The organism is Arthrobacter sp. efr-133-TYG-120 (assembly GCF_030209785.1).
In the GTDB taxonomy this organism is placed as follows: domain Bacteria; phylum Actinomycetota; class Actinomycetes; order Actinomycetales; family Micrococcaceae; genus Arthrobacter.
In genome coordinates, this window is sequence record NZ_JARVRI010000026.1 from 65,960 (window position 1) to 80,193 (window position 14,234).

At 60.7% G+C, this 14,234-nt stretch carries 12 protein-coding genes; 9 read left to right on the forward strand and 3 right to left on the reverse strand.

Going from position 1 to position 14,234, the window contains the following annotated elements; translation table 11 throughout:
- Positions 1–450: 450 nt before the first annotated feature.
- Both QRN51_RS14805 and QRN51_RS14810 read right to left on the reverse strand, forming a co-directional pair.
- Positions 451–909 carry a hypothetical protein gene (locus QRN51_RS14805; RefSeq protein ID WP_284990612.1) on the reverse strand — a complete coding sequence of 153 codons (459 nt, stop codon included), beginning with the start codon at positions 907–909 and terminating at the stop codon, positions 451–453.
- 19 nt (positions 910–928) lie between these two features.
- Positions 929–2,896, reverse strand: a complete 1,968-nt coding sequence (locus tag QRN51_RS14810) for a primary-amine oxidase (protein ID WP_284990613.1) — start codon at positions 2,894–2,896, stop codon at positions 929–931.
- Positions 2,897–3,175: 279 nt separating this feature from the next.
- Here QRN51_RS14810 and QRN51_RS14815 point away from each other — a divergent pair, with 279 nt between their 5' ends.
- The 3 genes from QRN51_RS14815 (at position 3,176) to QRN51_RS14825 (ending at position 7,099) form a co-directional block, all read left to right on the forward strand.
- Positions 3,176–4,588 carry an aldehyde dehydrogenase family protein gene (locus tag QRN51_RS14815; protein WP_284990614.1) on the forward strand — a complete coding sequence of 471 codons (1,413 nt, stop codon included), beginning with the start codon at positions 3,176–3,178 and terminating at the stop codon, positions 4,586–4,588.
- 193 nt (positions 4,589–4,781) lie between these two features.
- Positions 4,782–6,329 (forward strand): APC family permease, encoded by a 1,548-nt coding sequence (locus QRN51_RS14820; RefSeq protein ID WP_284990615.1) that lies wholly within the window; start codon positions 4,782–4,784, stop codon positions 6,327–6,329.
- Positions 6,330–6,505: 176 nt separating this feature from the next.
- Positions 6,506–7,099: a TetR/AcrR family transcriptional regulator gene (locus QRN51_RS14825; protein ID WP_284990616.1), complete on the forward strand. Its 594-nt coding sequence runs from the start codon at positions 6,506–6,508 to the stop codon at positions 7,097–7,099.
- 65 nt (positions 7,100–7,164) lie between these two features.
- On the opposite strand, the gene QRN51_RS14830 is transcribed toward QRN51_RS14825, so the two are convergent.
- Positions 7,165–8,727: an ATP-binding protein gene (locus QRN51_RS14830; protein WP_284990618.1), complete on the reverse strand. Its 1,563-nt coding sequence runs from the start codon at positions 8,725–8,727 to the stop codon at positions 7,165–7,167.
- A gap of 128 nt (positions 8,728–8,855) precedes the next feature.
- Here QRN51_RS14830 and QRN51_RS14835 point away from each other — a divergent pair, with 128 nt between their 5' ends.
- The 6 genes from QRN51_RS14835 to QRN51_RS14860 all read left to right on the forward strand — a co-directional run bounded on the left by QRN51_RS14835 (position 8,856) and on the right by QRN51_RS14860 (position 14,122).
- Positions 8,856–9,998 carry an acyl-CoA dehydrogenase family protein gene (locus QRN51_RS14835; protein ID WP_284990619.1) on the forward strand — a complete coding sequence of 381 codons (1,143 nt, stop codon included), beginning with the start codon at positions 8,856–8,858 and terminating at the stop codon, positions 9,996–9,998.
- A 21-nt stretch (positions 9,999–10,019) separates the two neighbouring features.
- Complete coding sequence (locus QRN51_RS14840; RefSeq protein WP_284990620.1) at positions 10,020–10,394, forward strand: hypothetical protein; 375 nt, start codon at positions 10,020–10,022, stop codon at positions 10,392–10,394.
- Between the two features lie 133 nt (positions 10,395–10,527).
- Positions 10,528–11,808 carry an aromatic ring-hydroxylating oxygenase subunit alpha gene (locus tag QRN51_RS14845; RefSeq protein WP_284990621.1) on the forward strand — a complete coding sequence of 427 codons (1,281 nt, stop codon included), beginning with the start codon at positions 10,528–10,530 and terminating at the stop codon, positions 11,806–11,808.
- Positions 11,798–12,355 (forward strand): aromatic-ring-hydroxylating dioxygenase subunit beta, encoded by a 558-nt coding sequence (locus tag QRN51_RS14850; protein ID WP_284990622.1) that lies wholly within the window; start codon positions 11,798–11,800, stop codon positions 12,353–12,355. The genes QRN51_RS14845 and QRN51_RS14850 overlap by 11 nt, the downstream gene beginning before the upstream one ends.
- Before the next feature lie 7 nt (positions 12,356–12,362).
- Positions 12,363–13,103, forward strand: coding sequence for an SDR family NAD(P)-dependent oxidoreductase (locus QRN51_RS14855; RefSeq protein ID WP_284990623.1), 741 nt, complete (start codon positions 12,363–12,365; stop codon positions 13,101–13,103).
- A 59-nt stretch (positions 13,104–13,162) separates the two neighbouring features.
- On the forward strand, positions 13,163–14,122 hold the full coding sequence (locus QRN51_RS14860) for a PDR/VanB family oxidoreductase (RefSeq protein ID WP_284990624.1): 960 nt from the start codon (positions 13,163–13,165) through the stop codon (positions 14,120–14,122).
- Positions 14,123–14,234 lie beyond the last annotated feature (112 nt).

Below are 14,234 nucleotides of genomic sequence, written 5' to 3' on the forward strand. Positions count from 1 at the left end.
CGGCGCTCATGGTCAACAGCGCACGTGCAGAGGCGACTCGGTTCTAGGCTGGTCGCGAGCGTCAAGGTGATCGCGGCATCCCTCGCCGAAGTCGTCCCACAACTGCAGCCCTGAACAACCGCCAGTTCCTCGTCATTGTCCAGCAGGGGAACGATTCCGTGGTGGCGTCTCACCCCGGCCATTTTCAGGGCAATGAGCAGATCGAAACGTTGGTGAAGTTCAGGAACGGACGAAAATGCGTCACCACCGACCATGGGGCAGTTTCCGATTGCTTCTCCAGCGGCTGGACGAAGCACCCGAAGCCGGCTGAGCGCACTCCCCCACCGAGATTGCGCCGAGGTCCGCACATCAGTGCACGGGACAGATGGAGCCATTGGGGAGGCTCGCGCCGCGCCGACGCATCCCGGCAAGGGGCTTTGAAAAAGCATTGGGTCCTCGGCCAACTAAATCTCAGTCCCCGACGTGAGGAGGAGAAGCGTGACGTTGGGCGCGAGACCTTAGCCTGGCTACCAGCGTCGCGGCGAGCAACGCCGTCGTGATTTCCAGACAGATCACGAGCAACAGTCCGGCAGCACCGGAAGTATCGACAGCGCTCGACGCCGGTACCCCACCGTGGTGGTGTCCGCCACCGCCCGCTCCCAGCAACAGAACGGTGTGCAGGGCAACCATGGCCAAGGCCGCGAGGGTCACCTGGTGGAGGGCACCGACACGGCTGTTTCGCCAGATATGAACTGCGCATGGGACGCAAACGGCCGCCAGCGCAATCATGAGCACGCCGAGCCAGGCGTCATGGTGACCTGCTGCAGCGAGCCACACGTGCACCAGACAGGAGACAGCCGTCAGGGCTGCGCAGATCCGGGGGTGCAGGACGGGTCCGGCTGACCGGCGCCGTCCTGCCGTCGAGTTCATTAACGATTCCGGGTGATGCTCACTGGCAGTGTCTGGCGGCTTCGCCGTGGGCGGAACCATGTGCGGATTCCGCGGCAGAGCTGTGGCAAGACATCGAACCGGCAGCGTTAGCCGGTACATCCAAAACGGGGCTGCGGTCAAAGAACCCCTCGGGGCGGAGTTTGAAGCCGACGGTGTCCACGGGCATGATCGGCCAGTCCTCCACGCGCGGGAAATGCGTGAGGCCGAAGGTGTGCCAGAGCACGATGTCCTGCCCGTCAATATCACGGTCCTGGGCGACGTAGGCCGGCAGGCCCGCGCCTCCGGAGTGCTGGTTCACGAAGTCGCCGGTGGGGTAGCGCTCCTCGTCACCGGCGTAGCGCGTGACCCACAGGTCCTTGGTGGCGAACGCAGCACGCCGGGCAATGGATGATCCCGGGTCTGCCAGCAGGGTGGGCTGGTTCTGGGAGTGGAGCTTGTAGCCCACGGGTTCGCCCAGGCGGTTCCGGGACTCGGGGTTGGAGATGATCCAGGTCCGGCCGGCCCGGGCATCGGCTTCACGGACGGCCTCGGATTCGCGTGCCAGTACTGTGCGCTTGCGGGAGAAGGCGTTGCCGCGTTCGTTGCCTTCGCCCATGGCCTGCCGGACGATGTCTTCTTCCTCGACGCGGTTGGTGAAGCCGTCGATGGCCATGTCCAGGCGGGCGCTGAAGAGGTGCTGGTGGTACGGGGCGCCCAGTCCGGGGGCGAGCTGGGAGATGTTGTCCGAGCCGCCTTCGGGGTAGGCGGAGGTGAAGACGACGCCGGTTGCCTTGGCTTCGAATTCGATGGTGCCGTCGAGGTAGAGGTACCAGTAGAAGCCGTAGTCGTAGTTGCCGATGGTGGTGAAGAAGGAGATCACCAGGCGGCGGTTGCGGCGGGTGTAGTTGATGCCTGTGTACATATCGGAGTGCTTGGAGAGGATGCCCCAGTCCTCCTCGTGCATGCAGATGCCGTTGCGGATCTCCCGCGGGTTGCCGAAGGCGTCGGAAATGACCGGGCTGAGGTAGGTGATATCGCCCAGGCAGTCGCAGCCGAGTTCGAGGGAGTTGGCGTACTGGCCCACGAGGTATTCGCCGGTGTCGAAGTAGTTCTGCCAGGACCGGATGGGTGACGGGTCCCCGTACGGCACCACCATTTCGGCGATGGAGGCCCGGTTGATGATGGGGCGTTTGCGGTCCCCGTCCTGGAAGGCGAGGTTGTGCAGGACAACACCCTCGCGTGCGTCGAAGCCGACGTCCACACTCCACTTTTCCCACTCAATGTGGTTGCCGCCGGTGACGGTGAAGCTGGGGCCTTCGGGTTGGGTGATGCTGATGGGCTTTTGGGTGGTGCGCAGCGGCCCGGTCAGTTCCGGGTCCGTGTAGTTTCCGTGCTCGACTGGGATCGGCATGGGGCCGAGGTCAATGACCTGCGTGACTTCCTTATTGACCACGTCCACGTAGGCCACAAGCCCGTCCACAGGGTGTGCCCAGGCGCTGTCCTCCGGGAAATCCTGGACGAACGCCAGACCGCGCAGGATGCGCTTTCCCCTTTCCTCCGGGTAGTCGAACACGCCGGCCGACAGCGGCGCAACACGGACCTTGGCGACGTCCAAGTCGCGTGCAGCCAGGGCATCCAGCCAGCGCTCATCCGTAGAAAGCAGAATCTCCACCAGCTCGAATTCCTCTTCCAGGACTGGAAGCTCGCCGGTGACATTGGTGTCCAGTTGAGTGGCGGAGAGGACTTTCCCACGGGTTAGGGAAACCACGACGTCCACAGGTGCCGCGCCGGAGACGTCATGGATGAAGACCCGGAACCGGCGGTCCTGTCCTTCCTGGGCACGTGAAGGATCCAGAAGCCCCAGATAGGCAATCCGCTTCTCTGGGCTGAGGAGTCCGCTTGAACGCAGCAGGGACTGGACCGCTGTTATTTCGTCGGGGCTTGCCAACGTGTGGACTGGTACGGCCTGAAGTACGGGGGTTGTCATTGGTCCTCATTCGCGTGAAAGTCGGGAAAGTTTTTTCTATGACTGTAGATAATACGGCCTTGTGATCGTCGCCACAAGGCCACACGAGACTCAAAAAGTTTTTTTCGCCAATTGTGGAAAAAAGATGACAGAGGGCGGATTCGGCGTCTACTGTGTGTTGAGTCACACGTCATGCAGTTGATGAGAGCCCATGACGGCAGGAGATTCCTCCGCCGAGGCCGGGCCACCCGCATTTATCGCCGCACCCTCGGTCCCCGTAAACCCAGCAAAAGGAGCACGATGAGCATCATCACAACCACCAGCACCTCGGAACGCGCGACGTCGACGGCAAAATCAAGGACGATATTTGACCCGGCGACCGGAGAACCCGTGGGGGAAGCCCCGGTGCACACCCTCGAAGACCTCGAAGTTGCCATTAGAGGCGCCGCTGCGGCACAGCCGGCATGGGCCGCTTTGGGGCACGAGGCGAGGTCCGCTGCACTCCTGAAGGCCGCCGACGCCGTCGAACGCTCCGCCGAAGAGCTAGCTCACCTGCTCTCCCGAGAGCAGGGAAAGCCGCTGAACGGCCCGAACGCCCGCTTTGAGGTAGGCGGCTGCGCCGCCTGGCTCCGCGCCACCGCTGCCACGCCGCTGGATCCTGAAACAGTAGTCGACGACGGCGAAACACGCGCCGAACTGCACTACCGGCCCATCGGCGTCGTCGGTGCCATCGGTCCTTGGAACTGGCCCATGCTGATCACCGTCTGGCAGATTGCCCCGGCCCTGCGCATGGGCAACGCGGTAGTGGTCAAGCCCTCCGAATACACGCCCCTGTCCGTGCTGGCCCTTATCAAGGTCATCAACGAGGAGCTGCCCGAAGGCCTGCTTTCCGTGGTCTCCGGCGGCCGCGACGTCGGCGCGCGCCTGGCTGAGCACCCGGCCATCGGCAAAGTCATGTTTACCGGCTCCACTGCCACGGGCAAGGCGATCATTAAGTCATCTGCGGATACAGTCAAGAGGCTGACCCTTGAACTGGGTGGCAACGACGCCGGCATTGTCCTGCCCGATGCCGATCCCAAGACCATTGCTGAAGGTTTGTTCTGGGGCGCCTTCATCAACACCGGCCAGACCTGCGCGGCCCTCAAGCGCCTCTACGTCCACGACGACATCTACGACGCCGTCTGCGACGAACTCACCAAGGTCGCAGCTGCGATGCCCATGGGCGTCGGACTCGACGAGAACAACGTGCTTGGCCCCCTGCAGAACCGGCAGCAGTTCGACATCGTCGCCCGGCTCGTGGAGGCGGCGAAGGCATCCGGTGCCCGCGTCCTGCTGGGCGGCAACCCGGACACCGGGCAGCCCGGCAACTTCTACCCCACCACGTTGGTGGCCGACATCGACAACAACAACCCCCTGGTCGCGGAAGAACAGTTCGGCCCCGCCCTGCCGATCATCCGATACAGCGCTGTGGACGAGGCAGTTGCCATGGCGAACGCGCTCGACGTCGGACTGGGCGCCTCGGTCTGGTCCGCAGACCCCTCCGCTGCCCGCAAAGTCGCCTCACGCATCCAGGCAGGAACCGTGTGGATCAACGCCCACGGAATGGTTAACCCTCTGATTCCTTTCGGAGGATCCAAGCAGTCCGGTTACGGCCTCGAATTCGGCGTGGAAGGCCTCAAAGCCTTGGGTGTTCCTCAGGTAATCAACGGCTAAGACCAGCGGTTTGCCGCGAAGAGTGACCCAATTTTCATAACTCAACCGGGTGGGGGATGCGATGGTGCCTCCCCCACCCTAAGCATTCCGGTGCCCATCTACCCCCGCAGGCAAAACCATGAAAAGTGTGTCTGCAGCACTCACCGGTCGAACAACTTCCCCTGCATCTCAAATCCACCTCTCGGAGGCTGAAATGTCCCACCAAACCCCAAATACACCGGCCAGCTCGGACCCCCCTGGACTGAGCCGGCGCACGCTCGGAGTCCCCGCCCTGGTCTTTATGACCATTGCCGCCTCGGCTCCCCTGACTGTTGTCGCCGGAGGCTACCCCAGCAACTTCGCCGTGAACGGCGTGATGGGCGTACCACTGTCCTTCATTGTGCTGGGTGTGGCCCTTACCCTGTTCACGGTCGGCTACGCCGCCATGAGCACAAAGATCCGAAACGCCGGCGCCTTTTACGCATACATTGCCCAAGGGCTGGGAAAGAGAACCGGCGTTGCCTCCTCGTTCCTTGCCCTCACTGCCTACAACTGCATCCAAGTGGCAGTCTATGGTCTCTTCGGGTTCGCCTCGGCAGCGTTCATCAACGCCAAGACAGGCTCGGATATCCCCTGGTGGGCAACGGCCGGCGTCGCCTTCCTGGTTGTAGGTTGGCTCGGCGTGAACAAGGTGGACCTCTCTGTCCGCGTCGTAGCGGTTATGGTCGGACTGGAGTTTCTGGCAGTCATCATCTTCGACGTGGCCGCCTTCGTTGTGCAGCCCGAAGGAGTGTCGTCAACAGGGCTGCTGCCGGGCGACCTCTTCACCGCCGGTGTTGGGGGCGTACTGGCCTTCAGTATCGCCTCGTTCATGGGTTTTGAATCTGCCGCGATCTACAGCGAGGAAACGAAAAACCCCACCCGCTCCATTGCCAGGGCCACCTACATCTCCGTAGCTGTCATCGCTGCCTTCTACGCTTTTTCTGCCTGGGCCATGATGACCGCGACCGGTCCGAGCCAGATCGTGGAAGCTTCACGGGAGATGGGACCCGAACTTATGTTCGCCTTCATCGGGCAAAATGTCGGCACGATCATGGCCGACATAGCCCAAGTACTCTTCCTGACAAGCCTCTTTGCAGCCCTGCTGGCCTTCCACAACGCTGTGGCGCGATACATTTTCTCCCTCGCCCGGGAAAGTGTCCTTCCCCAACGGCTCGCCTACGTCGACGGTCACACGCATGCCCCGGTCGCCGGCTCACTCACACAATCCGCCATAGCCCTGATTGCCATAGTGATCTTCGCCGTCGCGGGTACAGGATCCGAACTCGGCCCCCTCTTCCCCGTCCTGACTCTCTTCACGTGGCTTTCAAATACAGCCGCCCTCGGACTGGTGTTCCTCATGGTTCTGGTTTCCCTCTCCGTCTGGGGCTACTTCCGTACCAACCATCACGGGCACTCACTCTGGACCCGCCTCATAGCCCCACTGCTCAGCGCCCTGGCACTGGGACTCGTCTGCGTACTCATCTTCGTGAATTTTGACGCACTCATCGGCTCCACAGGGTCATCACCCCTTTCCTGGATCCTCCCTGCGATTGCCCTCCTGCCAGGAGCCGCTGGACTGTGGTGGGGCCACCACCTTAAGAACAAGAAACCCGCCATCTATGACGGCATCGGACACGGCGGCGAGGGTGATCCCGGCGACGAACTTCCTTCCGTCCAGCAGTCATCCGATAGCCACGTCCTGCAGACCCCTCAGGTGTAGCGAAAAGCCCAGGCACGGCACCCTCTCCACCCTCCGGGCGGCCGAGGGTGCCATGCTAGCTTGCGGGTCCTGTCCATCCTTTGCGCCTGAACCCGGCGATCCCGTGAGACACGAGCGAGAATGTCCGGTTAACCTAGATGGGGTCCCCCACAGCGGACCCAATACAAGGAGTCTTTTTGCCAAAAGTTGTAGACCACGATCAGCGAAGAGTCGAACTGGTCGGGGCCACGTGGAGGATCATCGCGCGTGACGGCCTCGGCGGCGCCACCATGCGGGAAATCGCGGCTGAGGCAGGATTCGCAAATGGTGCCCTGAAACCCTACTTCCCCAGCAAAGAGCACCTGCTCACTTTCGCTTTCGAGCATGTCTTTCAGGAAACGAACAAAAGAATAGTCAAGGCCACCCGGAACAACAGAGGCTTGGCCGCCCTCCGTGTGTTCTGCCACGAAGTACTACCGCTGGATGATGAGAAGCAGAGCGAAGCCCGAATCGTCATTGCGTTCTGGCAACGCGCACTGGCCGACGCATCCAAATCCGCCCTGCACGAACAATCAGTGGAGCAGTGGCGCGAACAGATCCTCGTGCACCTCCGGCATGCCAGGGCCTCCGGGGAAACCGGTCCAGCGACGAAGGATGAAGAGTTCGCCGCGGTCCTACTGAACATGCTCCTCGGGGCTCAGATCAGCGTTTCCCTCTCCCCTGGTACCTCCACCCCCGCTCAGCTCATGTCCCAGCTCGATGCCCTGCTCGGCCTCATCCGTTCGTCATAGTTGTCCGGGCCGCCCGCTATGGAACGCCATCGGATGCCCCCTCCCCCCGTCATCCCGAGCTAGATCTACTGCCAGTCGTCGGTTTCATCGCCAACGGCGAGCGGGAGCTCAAACGTGAACGAAGCGCCTCGCGATTCGTTTTCTTCAGCCCATAGACGGCCCTGTTGCCTTGTGATGATGCGGTGGCTGAGGGCGAGACCAATGCCGCTTCCCGTTGACTTGGAGGTGAAGGCACCGTCGAAAATGCGCCCGTCCGGGATGTGGGCCAGCCCCTGGCCGCGATCAGCTACGCGGAAGACACCCGACTCGGCAGTCGCGTAGGTGGTAATTGTGACGTGGCGTTCCTTCGGCGGCCATCCTGACATTTCGTCAATAGCGTTGTGGCAGAGATTTAATATCACTTGACCTGTGAGTACCTTTTCGCATCGAATCAAGATGGGCAGGTTGCTTTTGACGACTTGGATCTCCGTGTCGTGCTGCTGTGCCCGGAGCATGATGAAGTAGAGGCAGTCTTCGACAATGTCGTTGAGGTCAACGATCTGTTCGGATTGTTCAAGCTGAACTACGAACGCGCGCAAGCTGGAAACGATTTGGTTGGCTCTGTTGATCTGCTTCTTTGCATTATCCAGGCCATATTCAAGGTCGCGGCTGCTGGTTGTCGGATTGCCCAGCCGGCGAGCCACTCCGTCGATAAAGTTTGTGGCGGCGGCAAGAGGCTGACCGAGCTCGTGGGCTATGGCCATAGCCATATCCCCCATCGCGTTGTAGCGGCCGAGATAGTTGAGGTGCTCAAGGTCCCGCCGGTGTTGTTTCTCGGCCGCCACTTGGTCAGATATGTCGTGAAGAAGCACCAGCGTGCCGGTCAGATCGTGCTCCAAGGCAATGTGCTGGCAGCTGGCGCCGAACCAGGCCCTGATTCCGTCAGGGCGCGCAATTTCCAAACGCAGGCTAACAGGGGAACCTTCCGGGTAGGGGTTGGCAAGGGCCTTTTGGAGTACCGGCTTGGACTGCGCCGTGCAAAGCCCCAGAAGCGCCGTGCCAATCAACTCGTTTGCATCCGTGCCGAGTTGCTCTCCACCTGCAACGCTGGCATAACTTATGACCGAATCCTGGTCCACGACCAGGATTCCTTCGGCCATATGGCGCAGGAAAGCCTGCAGCCTGCCCTCGGTTCGCTGCAGGTCGGACTTCAGCAGTTCCTCTTTTTCGATGTCACGGAACTGAACCATAATGACCGGCCGCTGGCGCAGTTCCACCCTCACGGCTATCGCCTCTGAAAGGAATTCGCGCCCGGTCTTTGACTTGTACATCCATTCAATGCGGCTCATCCCCTGGTCAACGGCGTCCTGTAGCCAATGAACCCCGATGGAGCGCCCGAATCTCGGATCAGCGCTGCTCATGTCAGGCGCCTTGAGGGGCCTCAGTTCATCAAGGCTGAACCCCAGCATGTCGCATGCTGCCTGGTTGGCCCACAAGATGTCTTTGGTCTCGGCATCATGAATGAGGACGCAGTATGTCAGCGACTGCATCAGGCTGGCGTAGTCGCCAACGTCAGGGAAGGGTAGCTCGTCAGCTAAAGAGGAGTTGGACACAAGGAATTTTACGCCCGGACTGCCGGCGCTGGGCATAGGTGAATTCCTTAGCAAAACGAGGAAATGCTGTGCTGGCCCGCGAAGAATCTCCCATTGTTGCGTAGTCGGCGCCCCCATAGCTTTGAAGCAGACAAAATTCGATGCTGAACCAGTGGGAGCCTCACATGACAGAAGTCCTGAACGCGACTTCGAGCGCCACCTTAGACGAGGTGCTGAAGACGGTAGAGCGACGCCGCGAAGAATTCGCTGACCAGAAATCCGTACCCGGTGATGTGATTGCCGAGTTCAAAAAGGCAGGAATCTACCGCGCCGCAACCCCAAAACAGTTTGGAGGCGATGCCCTGCCGCCGGCTGAATTCCTGAAGATTATTGAGCGCCTCTCCACCGTTGACGCCTCGGCCGGTTGGGTCGCGAGTTTTGGTTCTGCTCTCGTATATCTGGCGGCCCTGCCGCTTGAAACCCAGGCAAAGCTTTATGCAGACGGTCCGGACGTTGTATTCGCCGGCGGGCTCTTCCCCATCCAAAAGGTGGACCGTCTCCCGGGTGGATGGAACGTCACCGGCGAATGGAAGTTCTCAAGCGGCTGCCGGGGCGCGGACATTATCGGCGTTGGGCTGGCCGGCGGAGATAACAGCAACGGAAAGCCCCTCACGGCATTGCTGCGGCCGGGCCAGGTTCAGATTGCCGAAAACTGGGATGTCATCGGACTCAAGGGCACAGGCAGCAACGATCTGCGCGTGCAGGGAGAGTTCGTGCCGGATGAATGGACGTTCATACGGGGCGGTGAACCGACCGTGGATGAGGCCCTGTACCGCTACCCAGCAATTGCCTATGCTGCCCAGGTACTCGCGGCCGTAAACCTGGGCACAGGCCGGGCAGCGCTCGACTACGCCATCCAGGTCGGCAGCGGACGCACTGGGATCACCGGCGCTCCAAAACTGGCCGACCGGGCCTACTACCGCATCGACATCGCCAAAGCCGAAGCATCCCTGCTGTCGGCCCGTGCGTTCTTCTACGACATTTCTGAAGAAGTGTTCGCTACGGTCAGCGCCGGCGACCCGGCCACAAACAAGCAAAAAGCTCTCCTTCGCCTGGCATCAACACACGTTGCAAAGGTCGGGGCGGCAGCAGTCCAAAGCGCTTACACCCTGTCCGGAACCGCGGCCATCTACGATTCCAACCCCATGCAGCGATACCTCAGGGACGCCTCCGTCGTAACCCAGCATGCCTTCCTCGGCGACGGCATTTACGACGGCGCAGGCGCAGTCCTCATGGACACCCCGCCGTCCATCCCGGCATTCATCTAGACCCAGCACCAAGGAGCTAACGTGACAACCACCGCTGAACCGCTGCGAGTGCTTTTCTGCATTGGCATCAACCAGAATTTTTTCGACCTCCCCAAGAATGAAATCGGCAGTGTCTGGACCGCATTCTCAGGAATGATGTCGGAAATGGCACGCATGCAAGGCGTGCAAGTCATCGGAAACATGGATGACGACTCCCACATGGTGGGCCCTTCCACCGGGTGGCCCTGGACCTGTTACATCCTCGCCGATGTTGACACTCAGGAGACCGTTAAGGGCGCCTGCAACCTCTTCCGAACCACAATGATCGGCGAGCATGCCCTATGGCATTACGCCACGATCGAGGCCCGCATCGGGCGGGCCCTCGTAATCCGTGACGACGTGGCCCCAGCAGGTTAAGCCCTGGCACCTGCTCGTGGAGGGCGTCGCTGCCCTTATCAGCCGCTTTCAGACAAGCAGCTCTTCGTCCCGGATTGGGCACGGAGACGACCGAGATTTAACACCTACTTGACCCGCAACTGAAGGAGTACCGATGACTGTCCCAACTACAGACCGGTCAGGCGGTTTCGCCGGATTGGCAGCCGACGACCGTGTTGCTGCCCGGCTCTACACCGATCCCGAAATTTTCGACTGGGAGATGGAAAAGATCTTCTACAGCACCTGGGTCTGGGTCGCTCACGAGAGCGAAATTCCAGATGCCGGAAGTTACAAAATGGCGCACGTCGGCCTGCAGCCGGTCGTAGTCAACCGAGATCGCAAAGGCAACTTCAACGTACTCCTCAACCGCTGCCGGCACCGCGGCGCCAGTGTCTGCGAGGTTCCCAAAGGCAAGGCCAACGGGTTCACCTGCCCTTACCACTCCTGGTCGTACTCGCTCGAGGGGAACCTTCGGGGCATCCCGTACCCGGACGGTTACGAAGGCGTCATCGAAAAGAAGGATCTATCCCTCCAAAAGCTGCGCGTAGAGTCCTACAACGGCCTCATTTTCGCCACGTTCAAGACGGACATCGAACCTCTCGAGGAATTCCTCGGCGACGCGAAGATCTGGATTGACCGCTTTATGAAGCAGGGCGCTGGCTTCCCTGTGAAAGTCCAGGGCGAGCACAAGTTCCGGTTCGGCGGCAACTGGAAGATTCAGCTTGAAAACACCACCGACGGATACCACTTCCCGATCGTGCACCGCTCCTGGATGGCTTCGGTCGATGCAGAGACCGCTGACATGCTCTCCTTCATGACCGACGACAATGCCGTCACCCACGCGCTGGGCAACGGGCACAGCGTTGCCGTTATGGTCCCCGAACACGTTGATCTGGAAGAGGATGACGGTTCCGAAGAACTCCAGGAACGGTTCCGCCATATCATCGATGAGCTGTCCGAAACCATGCCGCAGGAACAGGTGCGCCGCATCGTCCGCACCATGCACGGCGCCGGCTACAACCTGAACCTGTTCCCGAACCTCTCACTGTCCATGTCCTTCTTCCGTGTGCTCCGCCCCATCTCCGTCAATGAAACCGAAATCCAACACATGGCGCTCGGCCTGGACGGCGGACCCGAAAGCGTCAACCGCGAACGGCTCCGTATCCACGAGCACTTCCAAGGACCCTTCGGTTTTGGCACCTCCGATGACTCGGAGGCGTGGGACCGGGTACAGCGCGGAGCAGTAGCCAACCCGGATATGCCGATCCTGGTCAACCGCGGCCTTGGCCGCGAAGAAACCGTTGAAGAAGGCTGGAAGACCTCGCACGTGACGGATGAAACCGGCATGCGCGAAGCGTACGCAATGTGGAAAAGGATGATGAGCGATGACAACTGAGGCCCCCGAAGAAGTGGGAGCGATCGACAACCGCCCCGCCCGCGAGCCCTATGACCTGGGTCTCGGCAACCTGTCTGATCCCCGCGTCGCCCGCGCAATTGAACTTATCTGGCTCGAGGCCCAACTTCTCGACGATAAGGACTACGAGGCCTGGCAGACCCTCTACACAGAAGATGCTAAATACGTCATACCGGTTGAACCGAACGTTGAGGACTTCGAATCGTCCCTGAACATGGTTTACGACGACGCCCGGATGCGTCACATGCGCGTAACCCGCCTGGTACAGGGCTACTCCATGTCCGCCGTCGCTGCGGCCCGCACCTCCCGAACAATCTCCCGTTTCACCGTCCAGGAGATCACGGAAGACACCGTCACCTTACGTTCAGCGCAGGTGCTCGTCGGCTTCAAACGCGACAAGTTCCAGATGCTAGGCGCTGACCTCACCCACCGGATCAAGATAGCCGGCAACGATGCCAGGATCGACCTCAAGGTCATCCGCCTAGTCAACTCTGACTCAGCCGTCAACGCCTCCGGCTTCCTCCTCTAGGAGCACCATGAACAACGTCGCATTAATCACAGGGGCCGCCCGCGGACTCGGCGAAATCATCGCCCGTAAGCTTCACAAGGAAGGATTCCGGGTAGCTATCACAGGCACCAGTGCGGAATCCGTCCAGCCGGTCGCTGACAGCCTCGACCCCTCAGGGGACACCGTCTGGGCGGGAGCACTGGACATCCGCCGGAAGAGTGACTTCGAAGCAGTCCTCGCCACATTGGCCGAAAAGTGGGGCGGGACCGATGTCCTGGTCAACAATGCCGGGCGCTCAAAGGTGGCCCCTCTTCTGGAAATAACCCCCGAAGACTTTTCCGACAATGTCGAGATCAATCTCAAAGGGACCTTCCTGGGCTGCCAGGTCTTCGCACCGCACTTCCGCGACCGGGGCTACGGCCGGATCATCAACATCCATTCGCTGGCGGGGCATAACGGAGGAACAGCTACGGGAGCACACTATGCCGCCTCGAAAGGCGGTGTGTCGACCCTGACGAAGGTCTTCGCGAGGGAGTTCGCTTCCTCCGGGGTCACAGTCAATGCGGTGTCTCCAGGCCCACTGGAGCTCCCCGTTGTCTACGAAACGGTGGACCACGACAAGCTGGACTCCATTAAGGCAAATATTCCCGTGGGCCGCTTTGGCGATGCCGAATTCGTTGCCGAAACAGTTGCCCTGCTGGCCTCACCCGGCGCCTCATCGGTGACTGGAGCCTGCTGGGACATCAACGGCGGCATCTACATGCGCTAATCCTGCGCCATTCATCGCCGATCAGACCACAAGCTGAAACAAGAAAGGAGCGTTGCCCCATGGGTATGTTCAAGGTAAGAGTGGCCGAAGTGCTGGAAGAGACCACCAACATCAAATCCTTCCGACTCCAGCGCATAGATGGGGCACCGTTCGACCCCTACCCGGCGGGCGCGCACGTTGACATCGTGGGCCCCACAGCCGTGGTGCGCCAGTACTCACTGTGCAGCCGGCCGGATACCTCTGAAGACTATGTCATCGCCGTCAAACTCGAACCGGATTCGCGCGGTGGCTCAGCAGCACTTCATGGCCAGGTGGAAGTCGGCCAGGAACTTGAGATCAGCGCCCCACGCAATCTGATCTCGGTCGCCGCTGACGCTGACCGCCACATCCTTGTGGCCGCCGGCATCGGGGTCACACCAATGATCAGCATCGCGTATCACCTGCATCGCGCTGGACAGGACTTTGACCTCCACTACTTTGCCCGGTCCCCTGACGAAGCGGCCTTCCGTGGATTACTCAGGGAAAAAAGTGGCTTTGGTGAACGTGTTCATTTCCATTTTGGGCTGAAACGCGAAGACCAACCGGCTGCGTTGGACAAAGCATTCGTCGGCCTCACATCTGCTTCGCATGTTTACACATGCGGACCGGAAGGCTTCATGGGGCGTGTTCAACAGCACGCTTTAGCAGTGCTCCCGGAAGAAAACGTTCACATCGAACACTTCCAGGCCGGCACACCCATTGATACCGACAGCGACGTGACATTCGAGGTTGAACTGGACGGTGAGGTCTACGAGGTCCCCGTCGGGAAGTCCATCGTCCAAGTTTTGGCGGACAACGATGTTGAAGTCGACACCACATGCCAGGAAGGAATCTGCGGCACGTGCATCATGGGAGTCCTCGCCGGGCAGCCTGACCATCGCGATCAGTGCATGTCCAGCAGCGAGAAGAAGGCCAATGATCAGATCGCGGCGTGCGTGTCGCGGGCCAAGTCGTCCCGCCTCGTCCTCGAGCTCCTCTGAGGACAAAGGCAGCGGCAGTCCGAAATGAAAGAATGCAGAAAGGTCGGCCCATATGGGCCGACCTTTCTGCGTTTGCGGTCACGGAATTCAGGCCGATCCGATGACGGATCAA

Coding starts and splice junctions, on each gene's coding strand:
- QRN51_RS14805 (WP_284990612.1), bottom strand. CDS start 909: ATGAACTCGACGGCAGGACGGCGCCGGTCAGCCGGACCCGTCCTGCAC.
- QRN51_RS14810 (WP_284990613.1), bottom strand. CDS start 2,896: ATGACAACCCCCGTACTTCAGGCCGTACCAGTCCACACGTTGGCAAGC.
- QRN51_RS14815 (WP_284990614.1), top strand. CDS start 3,176: ATGAGCATCATCACAACCACCAGCACCTCGGAACGCGCGACGTCGACG.
- QRN51_RS14820 (WP_284990615.1), top strand. CDS start 4,782: ATGTCCCACCAAACCCCAAATACACCGGCCAGCTCGGACCCCCCTGGA.
- QRN51_RS14830 (WP_284990618.1), bottom strand. CDS start 8,727: ATGCCCAGCGCCGGCAGTCCGGGCGTAAAATTCCTTGTGTCCAACTCC.
- QRN51_RS14835 (WP_284990619.1), top strand. CDS start 8,856: ATGACAGAAGTCCTGAACGCGACTTCGAGCGCCACCTTAGACGAGGTG.
- QRN51_RS14845 (WP_284990621.1), top strand. CDS start 10,528: ATGACTGTCCCAACTACAGACCGGTCAGGCGGTTTCGCCGGATTGGCA.
- QRN51_RS14850 (WP_284990622.1), top strand. CDS start 11,798: ATGACAACTGAGGCCCCCGAAGAAGTGGGAGCGATCGACAACCGCCCC.
- QRN51_RS14855 (WP_284990623.1), top strand. CDS start 12,363: ATGAACAACGTCGCATTAATCACAGGGGCCGCCCGCGGACTCGGCGAA.
- QRN51_RS14860 (WP_284990624.1), top strand. CDS start 13,163: ATGGGTATGTTCAAGGTAAGAGTGGCCGAAGTGCTGGAAGAGACCACC.